27 protein-coding genes and 1 tRNA gene are annotated in these 23,638 nt (G+C 31.4%); 12 read left to right on the top strand and 16 right to left on the bottom strand.

Annotation, left to right across the window (positions count from 1 at the left end):
- Positions 1-17: 17 nt before the first annotated feature.
- Positions 18-746, bottom strand: coding sequence for an NnrU family protein (locus A9601_RS09915; protein WP_011817640.1), 729 nt, complete (start codon positions 744-746; stop codon positions 18-20).
- An 83-nt stretch (positions 747-829) separates the two neighbouring features.
- Between A9601_RS09915 and A9601_RS09910 the strand changes: the two genes are divergently transcribed.
- Positions 830-1,774, top strand: a complete 945-nt coding sequence (locus A9601_RS09910; RefSeq protein WP_011817639.1) for a LysR family transcriptional regulator — start codon at positions 830-832, stop codon at positions 1,772-1,774.
- Positions 1,775-1,778: 4 nt separating this feature from the next.
- On the opposite strand, the gene A9601_RS09905 is transcribed toward A9601_RS09910, so the two are convergent.
- Together A9601_RS09905 and ndhM are read right to left on the bottom strand one after the other, a co-directional pair.
- Entirely contained in the window at positions 1,779-2,402 is a 624-nt protein-coding gene (locus tag A9601_RS09905) for a DUF3172 domain-containing protein (protein WP_011817638.1), read from the bottom strand.
- Positions 2,399-2,746 carry an NAD(P)H-quinone oxidoreductase subunit M gene (gene ndhM / locus A9601_RS09900; RefSeq protein WP_011817637.1) on the bottom strand — a complete coding sequence of 116 codons (348 nt, stop codon included), beginning with the start codon at positions 2,744-2,746 and terminating at the stop codon, positions 2,399-2,401. Before ndhM ends, A9601_RS09905 begins: the two co-directional genes overlap by 4 nt.
- 90 nt (positions 2,747-2,836) lie before the next feature.
- Here ndhM and pds point away from each other — a divergent pair, with 90 nt between their 5' ends.
- Together pds and A9601_RS09890 are read left to right on the top strand one after the other, a co-directional pair.
- Positions 2,837-4,237, top strand: a complete 1,401-nt coding sequence (pds, locus tag A9601_RS09895; protein WP_011817636.1) for a 15-cis-phytoene desaturase — start codon at positions 2,837-2,839, stop codon at positions 4,235-4,237.
- A gap of 39 nt (positions 4,238-4,276) precedes the next feature.
- A complete protein-coding gene (locus tag A9601_RS09890) occupies positions 4,277-5,185 on the top strand; it encodes a phytoene synthase (protein ID WP_011817635.1) in 909 nt (302 codons plus the stop codon).
- Here the strand turns inward: A9601_RS09890 and A9601_RS09885 are convergent, their stop codons facing one another.
- Together A9601_RS09885 and A9601_RS09880 are read right to left on the bottom strand one after the other, a co-directional pair.
- The gene (locus A9601_RS09885) at positions 5,186-5,605 is read right to left on the bottom strand and encodes an RNA recognition motif domain-containing protein (protein WP_011817634.1); all 420 of its coding nucleotides are present in this window, start codon (positions 5,603-5,605) and stop codon (positions 5,186-5,188) included.
- A gap of 58 nt (positions 5,606-5,663) precedes the next feature.
- Positions 5,664-6,881 carry a CCA tRNA nucleotidyltransferase gene (locus A9601_RS09880; protein ID WP_011817633.1) on the bottom strand — a complete coding sequence of 406 codons (1,218 nt, stop codon included), beginning with the start codon at positions 6,879-6,881 and terminating at the stop codon, positions 5,664-5,666.
- A 14-nt stretch (positions 6,882-6,895) separates the two neighbouring features.
- Here A9601_RS09880 and A9601_RS09875 point away from each other — a divergent pair, with 14 nt between their 5' ends.
- Positions 6,896-7,147: a Ycf34 family protein gene (locus A9601_RS09875; RefSeq protein ID WP_011817632.1), complete on the top strand. Its 252-nt coding sequence runs from the start codon at positions 6,896-6,898 to the stop codon at positions 7,145-7,147.
- A gap of 9 nt (positions 7,148-7,156) precedes the next feature.
- On the top strand, positions 7,157-7,810 hold the full coding sequence (locus A9601_RS09870) for a molecular chaperone (RefSeq protein WP_011817631.1): 654 nt from the start codon (positions 7,157-7,159) through the stop codon (positions 7,808-7,810).
- Between the two features lie 4 nt (positions 7,811-7,814).
- Here the strand turns inward: A9601_RS09870 and A9601_RS09865 are convergent, their stop codons facing one another.
- Genes A9601_RS09865 through rpaB form a run of 5 tightly spaced genes read right to left on the bottom strand, consistent with a single transcriptional unit; the run spans position 7,815 to position 12,577 of the window.
- Positions 7,815-8,435, bottom strand: a complete 621-nt coding sequence (locus tag A9601_RS09865) for a lysophospholipid acyltransferase family protein (protein WP_011817630.1) — start codon at positions 8,433-8,435, stop codon at positions 7,815-7,817.
- Positions 8,436-8,440: 5 nt separating this feature from the next.
- Positions 8,441-9,337 (bottom strand): ACP S-malonyltransferase, encoded by an 897-nt coding sequence (gene fabD, locus A9601_RS09860; RefSeq protein ID WP_011817629.1) that lies wholly within the window; start codon positions 9,335-9,337, stop codon positions 8,441-8,443.
- A 13-nt stretch (positions 9,338-9,350) separates the two neighbouring features.
- Positions 9,351-10,358 carry a beta-ketoacyl-ACP synthase III gene (locus tag A9601_RS09855; RefSeq protein ID WP_011817628.1) on the bottom strand — a complete coding sequence of 336 codons (1,008 nt, stop codon included), beginning with the start codon at positions 10,356-10,358 and terminating at the stop codon, positions 9,351-9,353.
- 53 nt (positions 10,359-10,411) lie between these two features.
- Positions 10,412-11,830, bottom strand: a complete 1,419-nt coding sequence (plsX, locus tag A9601_RS09850) for a phosphate acyltransferase PlsX (RefSeq protein ID WP_011817627.1) — start codon at positions 11,828-11,830, stop codon at positions 10,412-10,414.
- Positions 11,831-12,577 (bottom strand): response regulator transcription factor RpaB, encoded by a 747-nt coding sequence (gene rpaB / locus A9601_RS09845; protein ID WP_011817626.1) that lies wholly within the window; start codon positions 12,575-12,577, stop codon positions 11,831-11,833.
- A 107-nt stretch (positions 12,578-12,684) separates the two neighbouring features.
- Between rpaB and radA the strand changes: the two genes are divergently transcribed.
- Entirely contained in the window at positions 12,685-14,037 is a 1,353-nt protein-coding gene (radA, locus tag A9601_RS09840; protein ID WP_011817625.1) for a DNA repair protein RadA, read from the top strand.
- Between the two features lie 5 nt (positions 14,038-14,042).
- Here the strand turns inward: radA and A9601_RS09835 are convergent, their stop codons facing one another.
- Complete coding sequence (locus tag A9601_RS09835; protein ID WP_011817624.1) at positions 14,043-14,564, bottom strand: photosystem I assembly protein Ycf3; 522 nt, start codon at positions 14,562-14,564, stop codon at positions 14,043-14,045.
- Between the two features lie 122 nt (positions 14,565-14,686).
- Between A9601_RS09835 and A9601_RS09830 the strand changes: the two genes are divergently transcribed.
- The 3 genes from A9601_RS09830 to A9601_RS09820 are packed head-to-tail and all read left to right on the top strand — an operon-like array spanning position 14,687 to position 18,579.
- A complete protein-coding gene (locus A9601_RS09830; RefSeq protein WP_011817623.1) occupies positions 14,687-16,981 on the top strand; it encodes a heavy metal translocating P-type ATPase in 2,295 nt (764 codons plus the stop codon).
- On the top strand, positions 16,982-17,620 hold the full coding sequence (tmk, locus tag A9601_RS09825; protein WP_011817622.1) for a dTMP kinase: 639 nt from the start codon (positions 16,982-16,984) through the stop codon (positions 17,618-17,620).
- Positions 17,617-18,579 carry a DNA polymerase III subunit delta' gene (locus A9601_RS09820; RefSeq protein ID WP_011817621.1) on the top strand — a complete coding sequence of 321 codons (963 nt, stop codon included), beginning with the start codon at positions 17,617-17,619 and terminating at the stop codon, positions 18,577-18,579. The genes tmk and A9601_RS09820 overlap by 4 nt, the downstream gene beginning before the upstream one ends.
- A 2-nt stretch (positions 18,580-18,581) precedes the next feature.
- Here the strand turns inward: A9601_RS09820 and A9601_RS09815 are convergent, their stop codons facing one another.
- Entirely contained in the window at positions 18,582-19,364 is a 783-nt protein-coding gene (locus A9601_RS09815; RefSeq protein ID WP_011817620.1) for a response regulator transcription factor, read from the bottom strand.
- A gap of 403 nt (positions 19,365-19,767) precedes the next feature.
- Between A9601_RS09815 and A9601_RS09810 the strand changes: the two genes are divergently transcribed.
- Positions 19,768-20,127, top strand: coding sequence for a DUF7326 family protein (locus A9601_RS09810; protein WP_011817619.1), 360 nt, complete (start codon positions 19,768-19,770; stop codon positions 20,125-20,127).
- 329 nt (positions 20,128-20,456) lie between these two features.
- On the opposite strand, the gene A9601_RS09805 is transcribed toward A9601_RS09810, so the two are convergent.
- The 3 genes from A9601_RS09805 to A9601_RS09795 all read right to left on the bottom strand — a co-directional run bounded on the left by A9601_RS09805 (position 20,457) and on the right by A9601_RS09795 (position 21,533).
- Positions 20,457-20,528: transfer RNA gene (locus A9601_RS09805), tRNA-Asn, on the bottom strand.
- Between the two features lie 49 nt (positions 20,529-20,577).
- Positions 20,578-21,252, bottom strand: a complete 675-nt coding sequence (locus A9601_RS09800; protein WP_011817618.1) for an ABC transporter ATP-binding protein — start codon at positions 21,250-21,252, stop codon at positions 20,578-20,580.
- An 8-nt stretch (positions 21,253-21,260) separates the two neighbouring features.
- Positions 21,261-21,533, bottom strand: coding sequence for a hypothetical protein (locus A9601_RS09795; RefSeq protein ID WP_041484501.1), 273 nt, complete (start codon positions 21,531-21,533; stop codon positions 21,261-21,263).
- A gap of 154 nt (positions 21,534-21,687) precedes the next feature.
- On the opposite strand from A9601_RS09795, the gene cysK reads away from it, so the two are divergent.
- Positions 21,688-22,656, top strand: coding sequence for a cysteine synthase A (cysK, locus tag A9601_RS09790; protein WP_011817616.1), 969 nt, complete (start codon positions 21,688-21,690; stop codon positions 22,654-22,656).
- Positions 22,657-22,672: 16 nt separating this feature from the next.
- Positions 22,673-23,350, top strand: coding sequence for a J domain-containing protein (locus A9601_RS09785; protein WP_041484584.1), 678 nt, complete (start codon positions 22,673-22,675; stop codon positions 23,348-23,350).
- Between the two features lie 11 nt (positions 23,351-23,361).
- Here A9601_RS09785 and A9601_RS09780 read toward each other — a convergent pair whose 3' ends face one another.
- Entirely contained in the window at positions 23,362-23,598 is a 237-nt protein-coding gene (locus tag A9601_RS09780; RefSeq protein WP_011817614.1) for an NAD(P)H-quinone oxidoreductase subunit O, read from the bottom strand.
- Between the last annotated feature and the right edge of the window lie 40 nt (positions 23,599-23,638).

The following is a 23,638-nucleotide window of genomic DNA, read 5'->3' as shown; positions in this document are numbered from 1 at the left end:
ATTTTGATTTTAAACTGTCAATTGAAAAATTCAGACAAAAATGATGAATTAAATGTTTTAACAGCAATATTTATATATTGATGAGACCACCAAAGTACGCCTATTGCAATTAATATGCCAACTTGAGATAACCTAAAAAATTCTTTAATCTTAAATTCTTGCCTCCCCTCAAATATCGCCAAGAAAGGAATTATGGAAGTATTTTTTTTAAAATTTTCAAATTCTTCTCCAAATCTATATGCTAATCTCTTATCGCCATGCCAGATTGCAAAAAGGTGATGCAAAACTAAGCCAATAGAAGTTACTAATGTGAATGATGTGCCAATCCATAAAGTATGTGCAAAACACCAAATTATCTGACCAAATGCTTGTGGATGTCTTGTGATTCGCATTATCCCAGTTCCATAGATTCGTACTTTAGGTTTTAAAACGGATGGAATTTCTAGCAAATTGTAAGTAGCGGGATATAAAAATAAAAAACTTATTGCAGTTAAGACCCAAACGACCATAAAAACAAAATTATTGCCCTGTAAATTCCATAATCTGATTCCGTCATATCTATGAGCCAAAAAATAACTAATCAAGATAATTGCAGATGGCAAACTTAGAAAAACAAAACATAACCGCCATAATCTTGGACCCATAATAGATTCTGCTTTGATTCTTAAAGCAGCTCCGCCACTATGAATAACCGCAAAAATCAAAATTAAAATTAAAATGATAAGCGAAGTTTTATGAGTCTCCATATATTTAAATTGTTCAAATAATTTTTGTTCTTAACAAGAATGCTCCTAAGCATTAGAATTATAAGAAATTGTAGGCATAATAGATGCCAGAATTACCATTTACACTCGACCAATTAAGAATATTAAAAGCTATAGCAGCGCAAGGAAGCTTTAAAAAAGCAGCAGATCTCTTATATGTAACCCAACCTGCCGTAAGTTTACAAATACAAAATTTAGAAAAACAACTGGAAATCACAATTTTCGACAGAGGTGGTAGGAAGGCTCTATTGACTGAAGGAGGGAGACTATTACTTGAATATTGTGAACGAATTTTGAATCAATGCGACGAAGCTTGCAAAGCTATTGAAGATTTAAATAGCTTAAAAGGTGGCACACTTGTCATTGGAGCGAGCCAAACAACGGGTACCTATTTAATGCCGAGAATGATAGGACTGTTCAGACAAAAATACCCTGATGTATCTGTTCAACTTCAAGTTCATAGTACAAGAAGAACTGGTTGGAGTGTGGCCAATGGACAAATTGACTTAGCCATTATTGGCGGGCAATTACCTGGAGATTTGGAAAATTTGCTACAAGTCATCCCATATGCCACTGATGAATTGGCATTAGTTTTACCATCTAAACATCCACTTTCGACCAAAAAAGAGCTTCTAAAAGAAGACTTATACAAATTAAATTTTGTAACGTTAGACTCACAATCTACAACAAGAAAAGTTGTTGATAAACTTCTTCAAGATTCTGGGCTTGATATTCAAAGATTAAAAATTGAGATGGAACTTAACTCTCTTGAAGCAATCAAGAATGCAGTTCAATCAGGTTTAGGAGCTTCCTTTTTGCCTGTGGTTTCCATTGAAAGAGAATTATCAGCTGGAACAATCCACAAAGCATTCGTAGCTGACTTAGAAGTTAAAAGAGAACTTAAATTAATTACTAATCCGTCAAGATATACGTCAAGAGCATCAGAAGTATTTAAAAAAAATATTCTGCCACAATTTGCTAGTTTAGAAAGCCCTTTAAGGCATATATAATTTTTCAAAACTGAATTGCTTCTTTATTAATACCTACTCCTCCGTCTTCGGCTTGTCCATCGCCTTTTATTATAAATTTATTTTCATTTACATCAGTCTGATAAACGCACTTAACTATTGGCTTATCTCTGATAGAACCAATATAAGCAAAAGTATTCATCCTTTGCTTACATTCTCTTACATCTTCATTACTAATTGCACCCTGTTTTTGTAAAACTGTCCAATTCTCTCTTCTAATAACACAACCCGGCTGAAGAGCTGGTTGCGTTACAAAACTCGTAGATGGATTTAGAGTCGTATACATTTCAACATCAATTACAAAAGCACTAGCACCCCATTGTCTGCAAAATTCAGGATCTGGAACAGCCATATCTAATTGTTGTTGACTTGCTATATTTCCCTGCCCGCCATCAGTTGTGCTGGTAATAGCGCTCCCGATACCAACTCCTAAAATTAATACTCCAGCAAGGACTGCTATGGTTCCTGTACTAAAATTGATCTTTTGTTCAGAAGAAGCAGGCAATCTATTATTTCTTTGACCATACGGATCAATGTCCCTTGGATTTGGTGAATAATAACTTCTATTTGAGCCTCTTCTTGGCCTTCTATTTGAGAATGATCTATTCACAGCACTTCATTTGTCTTTGGTAAACCCATTGAATAATTCATTACTCTACAATCAGGGTTATAGCTAAGCTGACCATTTTGAAGCAAAAATTTAATCAAACCTTCAATTTCTGATCCTATTTTTCGAAGTTCATAATCATCTAAATCCTTTCCTGCTCTCTCTTTTATTAATTCATTGAATTTTTCATTTATTTTATTTAGAGAATCTTCGTTCCAAATAAATTCGTTATCAGGATCTAAATCAAGAGTTAGTTTATTGGGATGAAACTTTAATTCTTCATCTACCACTTCGGCAGTAAAAATTCTTACATGCCTAGTAGTCGATTTTAAAAGCATTTTTTCCATAATTTTAAGAAATAATCAACGAAAAAAACTATTATGTTCTAACTTTAATGTAGCTTATTAGTAAGTGTTAATTTATTTCTTGATTTAATAATGCGTGTTGTAATTGCTGGTGCAGGTTTAGCAGGTTTATCTTGTGCTAAATATTTAGTCGATAATGGACACATCCCTATCGTACTTGAAGCTAGAGATGTTTTAGGCGGTAAAGTTGCCGCATGGAAAGATGAAGATGGAGATTGGTATGAAACTGGGTTACATATATTTTTTGGAGCCTACCCAAATATGTTGCAACTTTTTAAGGAACTGGATATTGAAGATAGACTCCAATGGAAAAGTCATTCAATGATTTTTAATCAGCCATCAGAGCCCGGAACTTACAGCAGATTTGATTTTCCCGATATACCCGCGCCAGTTAATGGTGTATCAGCAATACTAAGCAATAATGATATGCTTTCATGGAATGAAAAGATTCTTTTTGGGTTAGGTTTAGTGCCTGCAATGTTGAGAGGACAAAAGTACTTAGATAAATGTGATACAAAATCATGGACAGATTGGCTAAAAGAGCACAATATACCGGAAAGAGTTAATGATGAAGTATTTATAGCGATGAGTAAAGCTCTTAATTTCATTGGACCGGATGAAATATCATCTACAGTTTTACTAACAGCATTAAACAGATTTCTACAAGAAAAAAATGGTTCTAAAATGGCATTTCTTGACGGAGCTCCTCCAGAAAGACTATGTCAACCAATTGTTGATTATATTACTGCTCGTGGTGGTGAAGTTCACATGAATAGTCCATTAAGGGAAATCAATCTTAATGAAGACAGCACTGTTAAAAGTTTTACTGTTGCCTCCTTAGATAAAAACGAAAAGAAAGAGCTAACGGCTGATGCTTATGTAAGTGCAATGCCTGTAGATCTCTTTAAATTAATGATCCCAAAACAATGGAAAGGGTTAGATGCTTTTTCAAAATTAGATGGCTTAAATGGTGTGCCAGTCATTAATATCCATTTATGGTTTGACAAAAAATTAACAGATATTGATCATTTATTATTTAGCAGATCACCACTGCTCAGCGTTTATGCAGATATGAGTATTACCTGCAAAGAATATGAAGATCCAAATAGATCAATGCTTGAGTTGGTTTTTGCACCAGCAAAAGATTGGATAAATAGGAGTGAGCAGGATATTGTTAATGCAACTATGGAGGAACTTAAAAAATTATTCCCAACTCATTTCATGGGAGACGATAAAACAAACTTACGAAAATATAAAGTAGTCAAAACTCCAAGATCTGTTTATAAAGCAGTTCCTGGATGCCAAGAGTTCAGACCTAGTCAAAAATCGCCTATTAAAAACTTCTTTTTAGCAGGTGATTATACTATGCAAAAATATTTAGCATCAATGGAGGGTGCTGTTTTAAGTGGTAAATTATGCGCAGAATCAATTAATAAGGAGTACTCCAAAATTCCTCAAAATGTTTCTGCATGAGATTTTCATCCCAGTAATTTAAAATTCATCTAAAACTTTTTGAAAAATTCAATTTCTCAACTAGATCAAGCATACGAGATATGCCGAAAAGAAACCCAAAAATGGGCTAAAACCTTTTACTTGGGAACGCTTCTGCTACCTGTAGAGAAAAGAAAAGCCATTTGGGCTATTTATGTTTGGTGTAGAAGAACAGATGAAATAATGGATAGCTTAGAAGCTTCAACTAAATCGCAAGATGAACTAGCAGAAAATTTAAACGAATGGGAAGAAAATACAAAGAATGTTTTTAAAGGCAACATTAAATCCGAATTAGATGCCGTTCTACTAGACACCATCGAAAAATATCCACAAAGTATTCAACCTTATCTAGACATGATAGATGGCCAGAGAATGGATCTTAATAAATTTAGATACAAAGATTTTGATGAATTAAAACTCTATTGTTATAGAGTCGCAGGGACAGTTGGTTTGATGACTCAGAATGTCATGGGAATTGATAGTGCGTACACATCCGCTCCATGGAGTGCCAAACCTGACCCCTCAGAAGCCGCTATAGCTCTAGGTATAGCTAATCAATTAACGAATATATTGAGAGATGTCGGCGAAGATAGGCAAAGAGGTAGAATTTATCTTCCTCAAGAGGATATTGAAAAATTTAATTATTCTGAAGAAAAACTTTTAAAAGGTGAAATAAACAAACAATGGAAAGCACTAATGAACTTTCAATTAAATAGAGCTCGCGATTGGTTCCAGAAATCTGAAGATGGAATCAAATGGTTATCTTCTGACGCAAGATGGCCTGTTTGGACATCCTTACGACTTTACAGAGGAATATTAGATTCTATAGAAAGGCTAGACTATGATGTCTTTAATAATAGAGCTTATGTAAAAAATTCAGTAAAAGCTTTTGAAATTCCTATATCTTTTTTAATTTCTCGAATTAGATGACTAAGCAGGAGTCTTCTGATTAGCCAACAAATCTTTTAATTTAGATAGTTCTCCAGCCCATCTTGGATCAGGAGCTTCTAAGTTAGGTGCATCACTGTGAACAATTTTCTTAAAGTCTTTCCGCTTCTTATTCTTATTTAATTTTCCACTATTTCTTTTATTTGAAGCAGAATCTTTCTTTTCTGATAGCTCTACTCTTAATTTAGAACCATTAAATTCAAAACCATTTAACTTTTGAATTAATAAATTAGCATTATCTTCATTATTAGAAGTCGCAAAACCAAAACCCCTGCATTCCTTAGTTTCCTTATCTAAAACTGCTTTAAATCTAATCGAATCAGAAACTGACTTTAAAAGTGTATCAAATTCTTTTGGATTAAATCCTTGTGGTAAGTTACCAATGTAAATGCGAATACTCATAAATTTTTAAAAATGATTTTGAAGTCTGAACTTCTAAACAAAACTAAGCTATGTGTATTTAATCACATTTTGGCGCATTTTGTTCAATCCATCGCTTTGCTTTATAAATAGCTTCATCAAAATTATTCAATCTCTTATATGCAAGTTCCTTAGAAAGATACTGTAAAAGCTCTCCCAAGATAGGTCCATCCTTGATTTCCAAATTTTTTTTAATTACATCACCATTAACTATGTTTGAGGGATGAAATAATTTATCATCGTTGTCACGCCATCTATGAAGCCAATCTAATTGTAAGTTTTCAGGTAAATAAAAAATAAAAGATGGCAGAAACATTTCTAATTCTTGATGTAATTTAAATCTGTCAAATTCATCTAACTGAGCGATATTTTTGTTTTTCAAGAGAAGGTGCCATTTTCGCAATAACTTATTTTTTGCAATATCAGCTTTACTAAATTGCAGTTTCTCTAAAGTTACAACATCTAAGATTTGAGCAATAAAAAATGATGGTAAATATTTATCTTGTTCTTCCTGATCAAGTTCTCCATAATTAATTTTCTCTAAATCCAAATAAAAAGAATCTTCAAATAAATTTTCAGTATCAAATATATTTAATTTTTTTATCAACAATACTGCATCAAGAGCATTTGCACCATTTACTATTTTCTGTATTTCATAAGTAATTCTCTCTTTTGCGACAAGATGTAAGTTCCTTTTATTTTTTTTTATAAAATCAAGTAATCTTGAATCAATTTTAAAATTCAATTCTGAAACAAATCGAAAACATCTTAAAATTCGTAAAGGATCATTTAATAAATTGTTTTCAGAATGAGTTCTAAGCAAAGAAATCTCAAGATCTTTAAGACCATTTAATGGATCAAACAAACTCTTCTTATCAAATAAAAAAGCAATTGAATTAATCGACAAATCTCTAGAACATAAATCTCCTTCTATGGAAGATGAAACTTGATTAGCAATATCAATATAAATATTGTTAAGAATAATTCTTACTACTTCTCTTTTTTTATCTAAAATTATTAATTTTGATCTAATATTATCTGCAATCTTTTTACCAATTTCAATTGCATTTAAAGGTACCACAATATCAACATCCAACTTTTCAGTTTTTCTTCCCAAAATAATATCTCTTATATAACCACCAACCAAATATGATCCTGTAGGTAAAAAACCTAAGATTAAATCCAAATTATGAACTTTTATACTTGTTTCTAATTCATCAATTATTAGTGTATGATCTGTGTGAAAGCTCTTTTTCATTTTATTTATTAATTATGTGCATTTGCATCAACTGTAAATGGGTTGATAGATGTATCACATATCATGATGTTGAAAATAATCATGGTGTTGATCATATTTGTGATCTACCTGATTTTAAAGCAAAAAAACCATTCATTCATGTCAATATAGTTAAAGATAATAATGGTGATTATAAAACTGATTGGGATGTTCAATCTTGTGAAAGTTTTGAAAATGAATTTGGTAAATGGTCTAAATGCAACCCTGGTATGGAATTACCTGTTTAAAGGTAATAGATGACAAATAAACTTCAACAAAGAGAAAATTTCTCTACATTAGTGATTCATAGCACAGATAATTCTTTTGGCTTTGGGTATAGAAAAAACAGTAATTCTGAATCTGATGAATTATTCATCAAAAAATTTGATAATGACCTTTGCAACATCTTAATAAATGATCTTAACAACTTCATTTCCAAAGAAAATTTACAAGAAATAAATAGGTTATCTGTCAGTGTAGGTCCTGCAAATTTTAATGCTTCTCGACTTATTGTAGTTTTAGCAAGAACTATCTCACAACAAATCAATTGTCCTCTAGACAGTTTTAGTTCATTTGAAATAATGGCAAAAAGAATTGCATCAAAAAATAATATCTTGATAAACAAAAAATCATTCTGGATCTACAAAAAATTAAAACGAAAGGGTGTTATTGCTGGTAAATATGAAATTTGTCATAACGAAAACAATCCCTCGGATCTAGTCATTCGAGAAACAGTTTTACCAAAAGTAGTCAAAGATCTTGATAGTAGAGAACCTTTTTTTGAAGCTATTTACGATGATAAAGAAGATTTAAGAGAACTATTAGATTTATCTAATAAAAATTTATTAAATTCAAATATAGATTCCTGGAAAAAAGTTTTGCCTCTTTACCCTCTTTCTCCAATTAACTAAATATTCATCCAATTAAAGAATTAATTTGATCTTGAAGATGCATTGTTACATAATTCAGATCATCTCTTGATGAACTTTGTGGAGGTTGAACAGGTTTTCCCACTTTAATAACTATTTTTGAAAATAAAGGAATAAAATATCTAAATCTTATTAGTCTATGTGAATTAACTATTGCAACAGGCAATAATAATTTTTGATTTTTAAAGGCTAATAATGCTGCACCTTGTTTGGGCTTATTTACTCGACCATTTTTTTGACGAGTGCCATCAATAAAAATTCCAATACAATTATCATCTGATAATTTCTTACATGCTGTTTTAATTGTGTTTTTATCAGCAATTCCTCTTCTTACAGGATACGCTCCACAAGCCTTGATAATAAAGCCGAGGAAAGGGATTCTAAAAAGCTCTGCCTTGGCCATAAAAGATATATTACGTCCAAGGGCATGCCCTAATAAAGGAGGATCAAGTAAAGAACCATGATTAGAAACCATGATAAAGGAATCTTTTTGCGGAATATTGTCTCTACCTATTAAATGACCTTTAAAAACAAATTTATAAATAGGAAATACAAAAAGCTTGCTAACTAATTCATAGATTAATTTTTGAATAGTATGATTTTTCATACAAATTAATAAGATATTTGATCAGAAGATGATACTTGAGAAATTTTTACATCTTTAAGATGTCTTTTTGCTAAACCACTTAGTACATTAGAAGGGCCAATTTCGACAATATGAAGATCACTATCTTTTGCCATTAAATCCATAGTTTCTCGCCACCTCACTCCATTACACATTTGCTTTTCTAATCTAATTTTAAGCTCGTTTGGATCGCTACACAGTGAAGGTTCATAATTACTTATCACAGGGAAAGAAGGATTGTTAAATTTAATCTTTTTTAAATACTCACAAAATTTTGATGAAGGTTCATTCATAAATGGTGAATGAAATGCTCCTGAAACATTTAATTTCAAGAATCTTTTACAAGCAATTTCTTTCGATAAATTATCTAAGGCTTCAGTAGATCCTGATAAGACAACTTGGGAAGAGCTATTATCATTAGCAATTACAATATCATCAATTTTTTGCACTAATAAATCAAGTTGATTTCTATCAAAACCAATTACTGCTGCCATAGATCCTTTACCAGCATTGACCATTAATTGAGACCTTTCTTTTATAAGAGAAACACAATCTTCGAATGAAAAAACATCCGAACAATATAGTGCAGTGATTTCTCCAAGACTGTGTCCCGCAACATAAGTTGGTTTAAATCCATTTTCCTTTAATGCATCTAATAAAATTGATTCAACTAAAAAAAGACAAATTTGTGTATTTTTTGTGTAATTCAAATCAAGAAGAGGATTTGTTGGTTCAGTATTTAATTCACAAATTTCAAATAAATTTCTCTCAAATATCTCAGAAGCATAGCTAAACCTCTCTTTTGTGATCGGCAGATTTTCAATTTGTTTTGCCATTCCAATTTTTTGCGAACCCTGTCCAGGGAATACCCATGCAACTTTCATAATGCTCCTTTTTTTAACCCCATTTAATTAGGGCTGCACCCCAACTTAGCCCAGCACCGAAACCACTTGTAGCAATAATATCATTTTGTTTAATTCTATAATCTCTTACAGCCTCATCCATCATTAGTGGAATTGTTGCTGCTGACGTATTGCCATATTTTTCTAAATTGCTAAGAATCTTTTCTCTGGGAATTTTTAACCTTTCTCCTACAGAATCCAATATTCTTTGATTAGCTTGATGCAACAAGAGCCAATCAACTTGATCAGAATTATATTTCATTTTTTTCAACAACTTTTGAAGAATTAGGGGAACTTCTTTAACTGCGAATTTATAAACTTCCTGACCATTCATCTGAATTGGAGAAAAACCTCCACTTAAAAAGTCAATTTCATCAACTATTGAATCCTTATTATTTATTGATGGAAGATTAAGAAAAGAACCCCTCCCCCCATCAGTTCTCATATCAAAACCTATAAAATTATCAAATTCATTTGTGGCTTCAATTGCTAATGCACCGGCACCATCTCCAAAGAGAATACAACTTCTTCTATCATTCCAATCAACAAAACTTGATAATTGATCTGCTCCAATAACAATAGCCCTTTTAAAACTACCCCCTTTTAAAAATTGTGAGGCTGTTATTAAGGCAAATAAAAAGCCACTACAAGCTGCAGTTAAATCGAAAGCTACAGCATTAGCTGCCCCTAATTTAGCTTGAATGGATGGAGCTGATCCAAATAAATCATGAGGAGTAGAAGTAGCTAAAACAATCAAATCAATCGTTTTAATATCCCAATTAGCCATTTCTATAGCAGTTAGAGCAGCCTTATAGCCCATCTCAGTAACATTATCTTCTACGCTCGAGATTCTTCTCTCAGAAATACCAGTTCTAGATTGTATCCATTCATTGCTTGTATCAACCTTTTGACTAATTTTTTGATTGGTTAGGATTTGATCAGGTACATAACTTCCACTTCCCTTGAATGACACTCCAATCTGATTAAAATTTATTCCTTCCAAAAGAATTTTTTAGTTACTTATATTAGTCAAACATAAATTTGACTCAATATGTTTTATGAATTTAAAACTTGAAGCTTTTGCAGTTGATTTAAATTGTCCATAACACCATGATTTACTGCAGAGTGGGCCAAGCGAAGAGCACTAACTACTGATAAAGATTTGCTACTTCCATGACCAATAACGCAAATACCATTCACCCCAAGTAATAAAGCTCCTCCATGTTCGGCATGATCTAACCTTTTCTTAATTCTTAGTAGATTACTTCTTAAAAAAGCTGAACCAACTTTCCCCCTTCTTCCACGAGGTAGCTCAGATCTCAAAATATCTAATAAAACTCCTCCCACAGATTCAAGAAATTTCAATAATATATTTCCAGTAAATCCATCACAGACTACTACGTCGAAACTACCTGATAATACATCTCTCCCTTCACAGTTACCTCCAAAATCAAAACTTTTTTCAGAGGAAAGTAATTCATATGTTTTTAGGGATAAATCATTACCTTTACATTCTTCTTCTCCAATATTTAAAAGACCAATTCTTGGTTTTTTTACTTGTAAGACATCCTTTGCATAAATATTACCTAGAAGTGCAAATTGATGCAGATAAGATGGCTTACAATCAGTATTAGCACCGACATCTAAAACTAATACCGGGCGAGTTTGATCCCTTGTTGGAAATAATGCTCCTATGGCTGGTCTATCAATCCCTTTCAATCGCCCAATTCTAAATATGGCAGAAGCCATCATGGCGCCTGAATTACCCGCTGAATAAACAGCTTCAGCTTTATTATTTTTTACTAAATCCATTGCAACATTTATACTTGCATTTTTCCTTTTTCTAACTGCAGTAGCTTCTTCATTCATCCCAATAGGATCTCCACTATCAATTAATTCAAGACGATTATTATCAACTGCATTTTCTAACAATTCTGCTAAACCTGTTTTTTCTGCTGCAACTTTAACTGTTTCAATTTTGCCTACGAATTTTATATTTATTGGAAATCTACTTATTGCTTCAAGGCAACCCTCAAGAATTGGACCAGGAGCATAATCTCCACCCATACCATCAACAGCAATCCAAATTCTTTTAGATTGAGATTCTTCCACCCTATCTAAAATATTATCGTTATTTTGTAATCTTTTTAATGGGTCAAAAACTAATGGCTGTAATGTATTTTTAGCTATTGAGCTAGCATTTGAAACAACACTGCTGGCGGTATTCACAACAGATTCAGCGCTTGAAACCACATTACCTGCAACATTACCTGCAACATTACTCGCGACATTACTAGCTGTGCTCACGACAGAGCCAGCACTAGAAACTACATTACCCGCAACATTACTAGCAGTTACCGCAGAACTAGCAGCAGTATCTACTAATGAAGTTACAGCCGTGTTTCTTTTGTACCAGATAACTAATCTTCTGATAGCTCTGGGCTTGTTAATTTTTTGTGCACTTTCTTTCCCCATTTATTTACCATCAAAAGGAGTAATATCTACAATTCTTTGAAAAAGATATCCTGTGCCCCTCGCTGTTAATATCAATTCAGGATTTGCTGGATCAGCCTCAAGTTTTGATCTTAATCTTGATATATGGACATCGACTACTCTCGTATCTACATGTCTCTCAGGTGTATATCCCCAAACTTCCTTCAAAATTTCTCCTCTACTAAAAGGCTCACCTGACCTACTTACCAAAAGCTCTAAAAGACTAAATTCCATACCGGTTAATCTAATTCTCTCATCGCTTTTAAAAACTTGTCTTCGATTTGTATCAATTTTTATATCAGTAACTAAAATTAATCCTGAATTAGGCATTCCAGGAATTTGTTCTTTGTCAATTCTTCTTAAAACACATCTAATTCTAGCTTCTAATTCCTTAGGACTAAATGGTTTAACAACATAATCATCAGCACCTAATTCTAAACCTGTTATCCTGTCTGCAACATCTCCTAACGCAGTTAACATAACAATGGGAACATCAGAATCTTTCCTTAATTCTTGACAAACTCCATAGCCATCTAATTTTGGCATCATAACGTCAAGTACTACTAAATCAGGCTCATAATCTTTAAATAACTTTAATGCTTCTTTACCATCACTTGCAGTTACTACTTTGTAACCAATCATGGAGAGGCGCGTCTCCAAAATTCTTCTAATACTTGCCTCGTCATCTGCGACAAGAATTGTTTCTTTAGTTTGACTAGATAGAGCCATTTGTTTCTATTAGCTAATCAGTAAGAGAATTAATTATTATCCTAATCTAACTTGTAGAGGGGCAATATCCCAAACATTCTAGTTCTAATACTTGATTAAAAAACTAAATGTCTAGCAAATTATCTACTTTTATTTGTCAGAATTGCGGATCTGAAACTTCACAATATTTTGGTAGATGCTTAAATTGCAACTCATGGAATTCCATTGTTGAAGAAATAAAAAGTAAGAGGTCTAAATATCAAGAAATAAAAAATAGTAAACAATCTATACCATTTAACGAGATTTCATCAAAAAAAATATCAAGATTTACAAGTGGTTTTAGGGAATTTGATCGAGTGCTTGGAGGTGGAATCGTACCTGGATCTGTTGTTTTACTTGGAGGAGAACCAGGCATAGGTAAAAGCACAATAGTTCTTCAATCAGCAGGAAAAATATCTCTCAATGAGAAAGTTTTATATGTAACTGCAGAAGAATCTTTAGAACAAGTAAAAATTAGGTGGGAAAGATTAAATCAAAGTAGTATTGATTTAAAAATTTTTGCAGAAACCAACTTATCCCTAATTATTGAAGAAATCAAACGGTTAAATCCAAGTTTCGCAATTATTGATAGTATTCAAGCCATCCATAATCATGAAATGGAAAGTTCGCCAGGATCGGTCTCTCAAGTAAGAGCATGTTCATCTGAATTGCAAAATCTCGCCAAAGACAATAACATTGCCCTTTTAATCATTGGTCATGTCACCAAAGATGGTGCTTTAGCTGGCCCTAAAACTCTGGAGCACTTAGTTGATACAGTAATAAACTTTGAAGGAGATAATATTTCCTCACATAGATTATTAAGAAGTATAAAAAATCGATTTGGATCAACCTTTGAAATTGGAATTTTTGAAATGCTTGAACAGGGCTTACGAGAGATAAAAAATCCAAGTTCAATTTTTACAAATAAAGAAAATATTTCAGGTGTAACAACTACTATTACAAATGAAGGTACTAGACCATTAGCAGTTGATATACAAGCACTTGTAAATAAAACTTTCTACAGTAACCCAAGACGAACTACAACTGGAATTAGCATAAATAGATTACATCAAATTCTAGCTGTTATTGAAAAACACGTAGGCATAAAATTATCTGAATTTGATTGTTATATAGCTACTGGCGGGGGTTTTGAGATTAATGATCCTTCATCTGACTTAGGTGTAGCAATATCAATTTTATCAAGTTTGAAAAATATTCCTCCTTTAGTAAATAGCTCATTTATTGGGGAATTGGGATTGAGCGGTCAGGTTAGAAAATCTAATAACCTTCGAACAAAGATAGAAGAAGCTATAAGACTAGGTATCAAAAATATCGTAGTACCAAAATTAGAGGAGGAAATAAATAATAATTTTCAAAATCTAATAAATATCAAAGAAATTTCCAATATTAAAGAAGCAGTTGACTATTCTTTATCAGAGTAAAAAAATTACAGGTATATATCTATTGAACTTCTTCCTGAGTTTTTCAACCAATTTTCAATATCTAGATACCCACCTGGATAAAGTCTCACTGCTTTAGACCAGACTTCAGCAGCTTTATCAAACCAAATATCTCTCTGATCTAAATCACCATTTTGCTCTGCATATCTTCCCCTTTTCTCATAAATTAAACCTATATTTTTCAAGCATGATGGCTGTTTGGGATTTTCTTCTAATGCTTTTTCATAAGTTTCAATAGACAAATCCTCTTCACCATTACTCATATATATTATTGCCATATTTTTTAAAGTCTCGCCCCTATCAATTTTATTTTCTTCAAGCAGTAAACTCTCTTTATAATACTCTAACGCCTCCGAATAATCCCCATTATTTTGTGCAGCTAAGCCATCTCTATAATATATATAGGCCTTTTTTTCTTTCTCAGCGATAGGCATTATTTTTACAATAGATTCAGCAATTACAGTAAAAGCTTTATCAATAAAGTTGTCTCTGTTTTGATTACTAGGCACTGTTCTAAATCTAAATAAAATTAATATAGTAATTTAAAAAATAACTATTTAAAAAATCTATTACATTTATTATTATAGTTAAAAATAAGGTCAAGCATTAACTTGCTTTTAAAGTGAAAAATATGGAGAGCATTCAATTAAACATTACAGGAATGAAGTGCGGAGGTTGTGTTAGTACTGTTGAAAAAATATTGAATAATTCTGACGGTATTGAAAATGTTTCTGTTAACTTGCTTACTGAAAGTGCATATTTTGAAATTACCCAGAATCATATAGAGATAGAATCAGTTCTCGAAAATCTAAAAGAGAATGGTTTCCCATCAAAGATTTACATCAATGATTTTTCAAAAAAAATAAATAAATCAGAACTAGAAAAAAAAAAGAAATGGAATAATCAATGGAAAAAACTAACTTTTGCCCTATTACTTTTATTCTTTTCAGGTTTAGGTCATCTAGCAGAAGGAAGATATATAAATTTTCCAATATTAGGTAATATATTATTTCACGCTTCATTAGCAACGTTAGCTCTATTATTTCCTGGCAGAGGAATAATTATTAATGGATTTAAATCATTTATTAAGAACCATCCAGATATGGATTCTTTAGTAGCCCTTGGAGTAATTAGCGCATATACAACAAGTCTTCTATCACTAATATTTCCTGCCACTGGTTTTCCTTGTTTTTTTAATGAACCAGTTATGCTGTTAGGCTTCATACTAATTGGGCGTTTCTTAGAAGAAAGAGCAAGATATCAAACTGGTTCATCCATTGGAGAATTATTAGATCTTCAACCAGAAATGGCAAATATCTACACAGAAGACAATCACATAAAGTCGATAAGAGTAAATACTTTAAGACCTGATCAAGAGATTCAAGTTTTAGCAGGAGACAGAGTACCTGCTGACTGTATCGTTACACAAGGTAATTCATATGTTGATGTTTCACATATTACTGGAGAATCCAAACCTATCGAGGTAAAAGAAGGCGAAATTCTATCTAGTGGGTCTTTAAACCTTAATTCAACTCTCAGACTTAAAGTACAAAAGGTCGGAGGGGATTCTTCTCTTGCAAAACTAGTAAATCTTATTGAGTCTGTAAACGCAAGAAAACCTCGTATTCAAAGAGTTGCTGATGAAATTGCAGGCAAATTTACTTACTTTGTACTTATTTTTGCTACTTTAACCTTCTTCTTTTGGTGGAAGGGGGCAAGAAACATATGGCCAGATTTATTAAGTCATAATAATCAATTAATCACACATTCAAGCCACACACTTCATAGTTCGCTTGGTAGTAATGCTGAGAATTTCCTTAGTTTAGCAATTCAATTGTCAATTGCTGTTTTAGTAATAGCTTGTCCTTGTGCCTTAGGTTTAGCAACCCCAACAGTAATAACTGTTGCATCAGGTAAAGCAGCAAAAAAAGGAGTTTTATTTAAAGGAGGTGACAAAATAGAAATGGCTTCAAAAATTAATCATATTATTTTTGACAAGACAGGTACTTTAACAAAAGGTAAGCCTTTCATTGTTGATTATAAAAATAATGATGATCATTCATTTTTATTAAGAATAGCTGCCAGTTTAGAAAAGGAAAGCAGGCATCCAATCGCAGATGCCTTAATTCAAGAAGCAAAAAAACAAAATTTAAGTTTATTTCCAATAAAAAAAATTTTCAATCATACAGGTAGAGGTATTTCTGGAGAACTAGAGTCAATTGATGGACTTATAAATATTGGAAATATTGAATGGCTAGTAAGTAAAGGAATAATTATTGATAGTGATGCAAAAAAAGTCATTGAAAATGAAGAGACAAAAACGAACACCATCATTGGAGTCAGTATCAAAGATAAGTTATTAGGCTTTGTCTTCTTAGGAGACTTACTCAGAGATGATTCAATTAAAACAGTTCAAAATTTAAGAGAAAACAAATTTAAAATTAATATTTTAAGTGGTGATAGGAAACAAACAGTTTTAGCTTTAGCAAAAAAAATTGGTTGTAAAGAAACAGAAGTAAAATGGGATCTTCTTCCTGAAATGAAGCTAAAGACTATAGAAAATTTAAAAATTAATAATAAAGTAGCAATGATTGGTGATGGAATTAATGATGTTCCAGCCTTAGCATCTTCAGACCTAGGAATTGCGGTGGGATCAGGTACTCAAATAGCCAAGGCAAATGCAGATGTAGTATTGATGGGAGATCAACTTAATAGATTACCCTACGCCTTTAATCTTGCAAAAAATACTATAAGAAAAATAAAGCAAAATCTAACATGGGCTTTTGGTTACAACTTACTAGCTATCCCTTTAGCAGCGGGCATTTTATTCCCTAAATACGGTATTCTTCTTACTCCCTCAATAGCAGCATTATTGATGGCTATTAGTTCTATTACAGTTGTAATCAATGCTTTATCTTTGGATTGAATGAAAGGAAAATTTATCGTTATTGAGGGTATTGATGGATGTGGTAAAACCACCCAAATAGATGAACTATCTAAGTGGCTACCCAACAGTGGTTTAATAAAGAAAGGGTCTAAATTAATCACAACTAGAGAGCCAGGAGGCAGTCTTTTAGGAAAAAAACTTAGAGGACTGATTCTTGATAATAATAAAAATAACAAGCCTTCATCTCTTGCGGAATTATTACTTTATTCAGCGGATAGAGCTGAACACGTTTCCAAAATTATTTCACCTGCTTTAAATAATAATGATTGGGTAATAAGTGATAGATTTTCTGATTCCACACTGGCTTATCAAGGTTATGGAAGAAATATAAATTTAGAAATAATTAAAAATATTGAATCTATTGTGTGTCAAGGAGCATCCCCTGATCTCACTTTCTTCTTAGAAATTTCTCCAGAAGAGAGCATATTCCGAAGAAAAAATGAAATTCCAGACAGAATAGAATCAGAAGGTATTAGATTTTTAGAAAAAGTAAATGAAGGATTCAAACTAATTGCCAAACAAAAAAACTGGAAAGTAATATCAGCTTCACAAAATATTCAAACTATTTCTAATCAAATTAAAGAGACTTTGCTAAACAATTTTTCTAATAACAAATGATTAAGGTTAAAAAAGATAATTTTTTCTTGAATGAAGAAGTCAATACCTGTCTTAACAACATAATTAAAAATAAATCATTTGCTAATGGTTATATATTTTATGGTGCTGAAGGACTAGGTAAAAAGCAAACTGCTCTTCAATTTATACAAGAGATTTTCAAAAAGTCTTCACCAAGCAAAAATCTTGAAGAGAAAATTAAAAACAATAACCATCCTGATTTTTTAATTATTGAACCTGATTCTCTTTTAGAAACAAAAAGTTCAGGTGGTTCCGATCTTGAAAAAAAAACAAAAAGTGGATCTGAGATTATTAAAATTGCTCAAATACGTAATATCAAAACTTTTCTTAGTCAAAAATCAATAAACTCAGAAAAAAAAATTGTTTTAATTATTGATGCACACCTCTTAAACGAAGCAGCCTCAAATTGCCTTTTAAAAACTCTAGAAGAACCTAGTAACGGCATTTTTATTTTACTAACATCTAAATTAAACCTTCTCTTAGATACGATCATCTCAAGATGTCAAATCGTAAGATTTCGATCTTTTTCTAGTCAACAAATAAAGTCTATTTTAAAAGAATATTTAGATACTTCTAAATCAAATATTAATGCAAAATTAGAATTTGAAGATTTAATAAACTCTGCAAATGGATCTCCAAATCAATTATTGAAAAATATTGAAATTTGGAATGATTTTTCAGATGAAATTATAATTAAATTGAATTCTCCAGTAAAAAATAGTCTCGAAATATTAGAAATATCTAAATTAATATCTGAAAAATTAGAAATTTTTCAACAGATCAGTTTAGTAAATTTAATTCAAACTGTTTGGTGGAGAAAGACAAAAAATATAGGTTTAGTTAAAAAACTTGAAAAATTAAAATACCTCTTAAGAAAAAGCATCCAACCAAGGTTGGCATGGGAAATTACTTTTTTAAAAATTTCGATGGAAGATATATGATTTTAATCTACTGCAGAATTAATCAAATCAGGATTTCTGGTTTTAATAAACTCCTGCCTTGCAGTTTCAACTTGAGAACCAATAGGTAACTCAAGACAATATCCAGCACCGTATACAGTTTTTATATAAATAGGTTTACGGGGATCGGGTTCAAGTTTAGTGCGCAAGTGTCTAATATGAACTCTTATTGTCTCAATATCATCATCAGGTTCATATCCCCATACTTCTTTAAGAATTAATGCTGGCGATACAGTTTGACCATGCCTCTGCAAAAGACAATGGAGTAGTTCAAATTCAAGATGCGTTAACCTAACAGGAGATTCAAACCATATAGCTTCAAATCTTTCCGGAACAAGAGTTAATGGGCCATAATTTAATATTTCTTGCTGGTTACTAGAATTTAATTGTGCTCTGTTGGTTCTTCTTAATAAAGCTTTTATGCGCACGTGTAACTCTTCTAGATCGAATGGTTTAGTAATGTAATCATCTGCTCCAGAATTAAACCCAGTAACTTTATCTTTAAGGCCGCCCAAAGCAGTTATCATCAAAATTGGTATATTCGATGTTCTTTCATCTCTTCTTAGTCGCTGGCATAAAGTTAATCCATCAACACTTGGTAGCATTAAATCTAAGAGTATTAAATCTGGTGAGTATTGAAGAGCTAATGCTTGTCCTTTAATTCCATCTTCAGCTTTTTGGACATCGAAACCAGAATGTTCTAAATGCCTAGCAACTAAATCACGCATGTCACGATCGTCTTCAATTAAAAGGATTGAAATTTTCATATTAATAAACTATTAAATTAAAATTAAGTTTTGGTAATATGATTCTCTCAAGAATTTATAAAGATTGCTGAATTAGTGTTAACAATTTTATCAATTCAATTTATCAAATAACTAAGTAATAACAGTCGATTAGGGAGAAATTACAAATTTTTAAAAAGTTTAAATTTTAGAATTTCTTCCGATTCTATTTACTTTTTCTTCATAATCAAGGAATTATTAGAAACAAACCATGGTTTAAATTGAAAGATTATCCGACTAAGATTTGCAATGTTAAGTTTAGAAAAATTTAATTAATTGGATATTTTCAGTTTTCAAATAATAGTTAACAAAGTTAATATTTTTGATTTCTCCAGAATGATTAAACTCATAATTTTGTATATATTAAAAAAAAATTTAAATATCTATGAAAAACAAGTCTATTATCTATTCTGATTTATCAAAAAAACAACTAGAAACTCTTAAAGAACTATACATTCAAAAAAAAGTTGAATCAATGAGTCACCAAGAACTTAAACAATATGTATTAGAAATTATTTCTCATCAGATAAACGACACTATTGGCAAAGAAGAGGAAATGGAGGCATGGAGAGAAATGTCAGCTTTTTTTGGAGAACAATTTGAAATAAATATCTTAGAAATACAAACAAAATACAATGACAATATAAACGTAATTGAAACAGAAATAGATTCTCAGAAGCAAAGAATAGAATTACTTGAAAGAAATAATTTGGATCAAGAAAAAAAGGATATGTGGGATGATTAGAATTTCCCAAATGGTGTAGTAATTCAAATGATATAAACAAAATATGTCTTAATTTTAAAAAATGAAAATCATTCAAAGAGCTTATTTTTTTTATGGAGAATTTAGTAAATGTTCTAATTACTGTTCTAAAAAATATTTTCTTAATTAATAACTAAAGTTTAAAAAAGGGGTAAATTGAATTTTGTTTAATGTTCTATATACTGTTCTTAATATTATATCAAATATACTGATTTTATCTTCAGCAAACCACTATTTGAAAAATATGAGGTCAAAGAAATAAAAAAGTCACCTTTTAAGGGTGACTTTAGATAACTTTTTAAATTTATAAACTCCCCGGGCGGGATTCGAACCTGCGACCAATCGATTAACAGTCGATCGCTCTACCGCTGAGCTACCGAGGAATATAGGATGAATCTAGCTCTTTAAAGTGCCTTATGACAAGTACAAGGATCAATTATATTGAAATTTTGATGGTTCTTGCCAACTAGATAAAAAACCATTTTTTAACTCTGCTACTGCATCAGCATAAGTTAATTCTTCATAACGATGTGTAATCCACAAAGCAGATAAAGGTTTTCTATGGTCACTTGTAAGATTTTTAATAGTTCGTAAAACTTTTAATTGGCTGGTTTGATCAAGTAAAGCTGTAGGCTCATCTAAAAGAATAAAATTTCTATTACTAATCAGAGCACATGCAATACTTAAGCGTTGTTTTTGTCCACCGCTTAAAGTATGAACTGGCCTTTTTTCAAAACCAGTCATTCCTACCTGATCAAGCACATATTCAATTTTTTTATTAATTTCATTTTGATTTATATTCTGATTAATATTAATCAAAAGTTCACTCCTACAATTTGGCATCAATATTTGATGATCAGGGTTTTGAAACACCATGCCAATATTTGCATTAGAAACAATGTCACCATTTTTGGGGTTGACTATTCCATTAATTAATTTTAAGAGAGTACTCTTTCCGCTCCCGTTTTTACCTACCACCATCCAAAAACCAGGTTTTTTTATTGAAAAGTTACATTTAAAAATTAAATTTTCTTTTTCTCCAGGATATGAAAAAGAAACATCTTTGAATTTTATATGAGGTATTTCATTTTCAAAGGATTCTCGCATTAATTCAATCAATCTATATTGAGAGAAAATCCTGGTCTTTTAGCTCCTCCTGCTACTGACGATTTTTCATATATCTGAACAGAAATAATTTCTTTAGCTCTTACAGCAATTACTTTATCTTGCACTTTGTCACACCTTAATTCGATCAAGTTTGAGGATTCTAAAGTTTCATTCATAGAACTTTTTATTTCTTCATAAATTCTTTTAACATCATCAATTTCTTTCTTCTGAATTGAAAGTGGAAAAGGTGAATATCTCAGACTTAGTTCCAACGAATACATAAACATAATTAAAGCTACCTCTTATATTACTAAATATTTTTTCCGCAGGAAGTTATTAAAATTAAATTATTTTGAGAAAATTATATAAAAGAACATTAAATACAATTATTATTATGATAGGAGATTTTATTTTGCATTTTAAAAAATAATTTTCATGGAAATAGCAAATGATATAACTTCTCTAGTGGGAAATACTCCATTAGTAAAATTAAATCGAATCAGAAAGTATTTTGATTGTTATCCAGAAATAATAGCCAAACTAGAAAGTTTCAATCCATCAGCTTCCGTCAAGGATAGGATCGCTTATTCAATGTTGTGTAAAGCTGAAGAAGAAGGATTGATAACACCAGATAAAACAACGTTAATTGAAGCAACTAGTGGGAATACTGGCATCGCATTAGCAATGGTTGCTGCAGCAAAAGGCTATAAATTGATATTAACTATGCCTGATACTATGAGTATTGAGAGAAGGGCAATGTTGAGAGCATATGGAGCTGAATTACAGCTAACTCCAGGAAAAGACGGAATGAAAGGAGCTTTAGATTTAGCTAATGAGTTGTCTTCAACTATTGCAAATAGCTATCAATTTAATCAGTTTGAAAACTTTGCTAATCCAGATATTCATGAAAGAACAACAGCCCAAGAAATATGGTCTCAATCCAATAACAATTTAGATGGACTAGTTACAGGGGTCGGCACAGGAGGAACAATTACTGGTTGTGCACGTTTTTTGAAAAAAGTTAATCCAAATTGCAAAATTTATGCCGTAGAGCCAAAAAAAAGTGCTGTGATTTCTGGAGAAAAAGCAGGCTCACATTCGATTCAAGGAATTGGAGCGGGTTTCGTACCAAAAGTACTTAATACGAAATTAATTGATGAAATTATAAAAATAGATGACGATGAAGCATTTTATTTTGGGCGTTTATTAGCTCGATTGGAAGGTCTTTTATCTGGTATCAGCAGTGGAGCAGCTTTAGCAGCAACTATAAAAATCGGCAAAAGAAAAGAACTAATGAAAAAAAGATTGATAGTTATTCTTCCAAGTTTTGGAGAAAGATATTTATCAACAGCAATGTTTGAATCTAATACCTCAATTCAAGCCAGAAAAGATGGTTATCTTTAATGCAAAATTTATAAAAATGGAAAAAAATTTATATGAAGAATTAGGTCTCAAAAACAATGCAACCAGAAGTGAAATTAAATCTTCATATCGCTCTTTAGTTAAGCAACATCATCCTGATGCAGGCGGAAAGAAAGAACGATTTCTTGCAATACAAAATGCCTGGGAAACTCTAAATGACCCTATCAAAAAGCAACAATACGATAGCAGTTTTTTCTCTTCCAGTTCATCATTTGATTCATTTAATGAAAATTGGGAAGAGAAATTTAATTCAAAAAAATATAATTCTTCAATTAAGGACAAAGAAGTTGAAACATGGATTAAAGAGATTTATAGTCCGATAAATAGATTAATTAGTCAAATAATTAAACCTTTGAATAACGAAATAAAAGAACTATCTGCGGATCCATATGATGACCAACTTATGGAAAATTTTTGCAGGTACATAATTCTTTCAAAAAATAAAATAGAAAAAGTTGAAAAAATTTATAACAAAAAAATAGTTCCAAAGTCTATTACAGCTTTAGGCCTTAATCTTTATCATTGTTTTTCACAAGTTAAAGATGCGCTATCAGAATTTGATAGATATACACAAGGATACGTAGATAATTACTTATTTGATGGCAAAGAAATGATCAAAGAAGCAAAAAGAATCCAATCAAAGATGTCTACAGAGAAAAAAAATAAAAACTTTTAGATATAAAAATTTTAATGAGTATATTCTTTAAGTTGATCTAATTTCAACCAAACATCTGGAACAGGTCTCCGCCATCGAACCTGAGCATATTCGTCTTTAAGTGAAAGAATCTCTCCGGGACCTTCAAAGACATAATTAGGTAGATCATTATCACTAGCTAACGCTTCGATACTTTTTATATAATTTTCTTTATCGACAAAAACTAAGCTTCCTTTCTTGAGAGGTTTCTTTGGAATAGAATCTGTCATAATAAATTCAAGAAAGTTATTTGAAATTTATTATACAAAA

Origin of the sequence: Prochlorococcus marinus str. AS9601 (genome assembly GCF_000015645.1) — a bacterium.
GTDB lineage: Bacteria > Cyanobacteriota > Cyanobacteriia > PCC-6307 > Cyanobiaceae > Prochlorococcus_A > Prochlorococcus_A marinus_O.
This window is presented reverse-complemented; position numbering and strand designations above follow the sequence as displayed.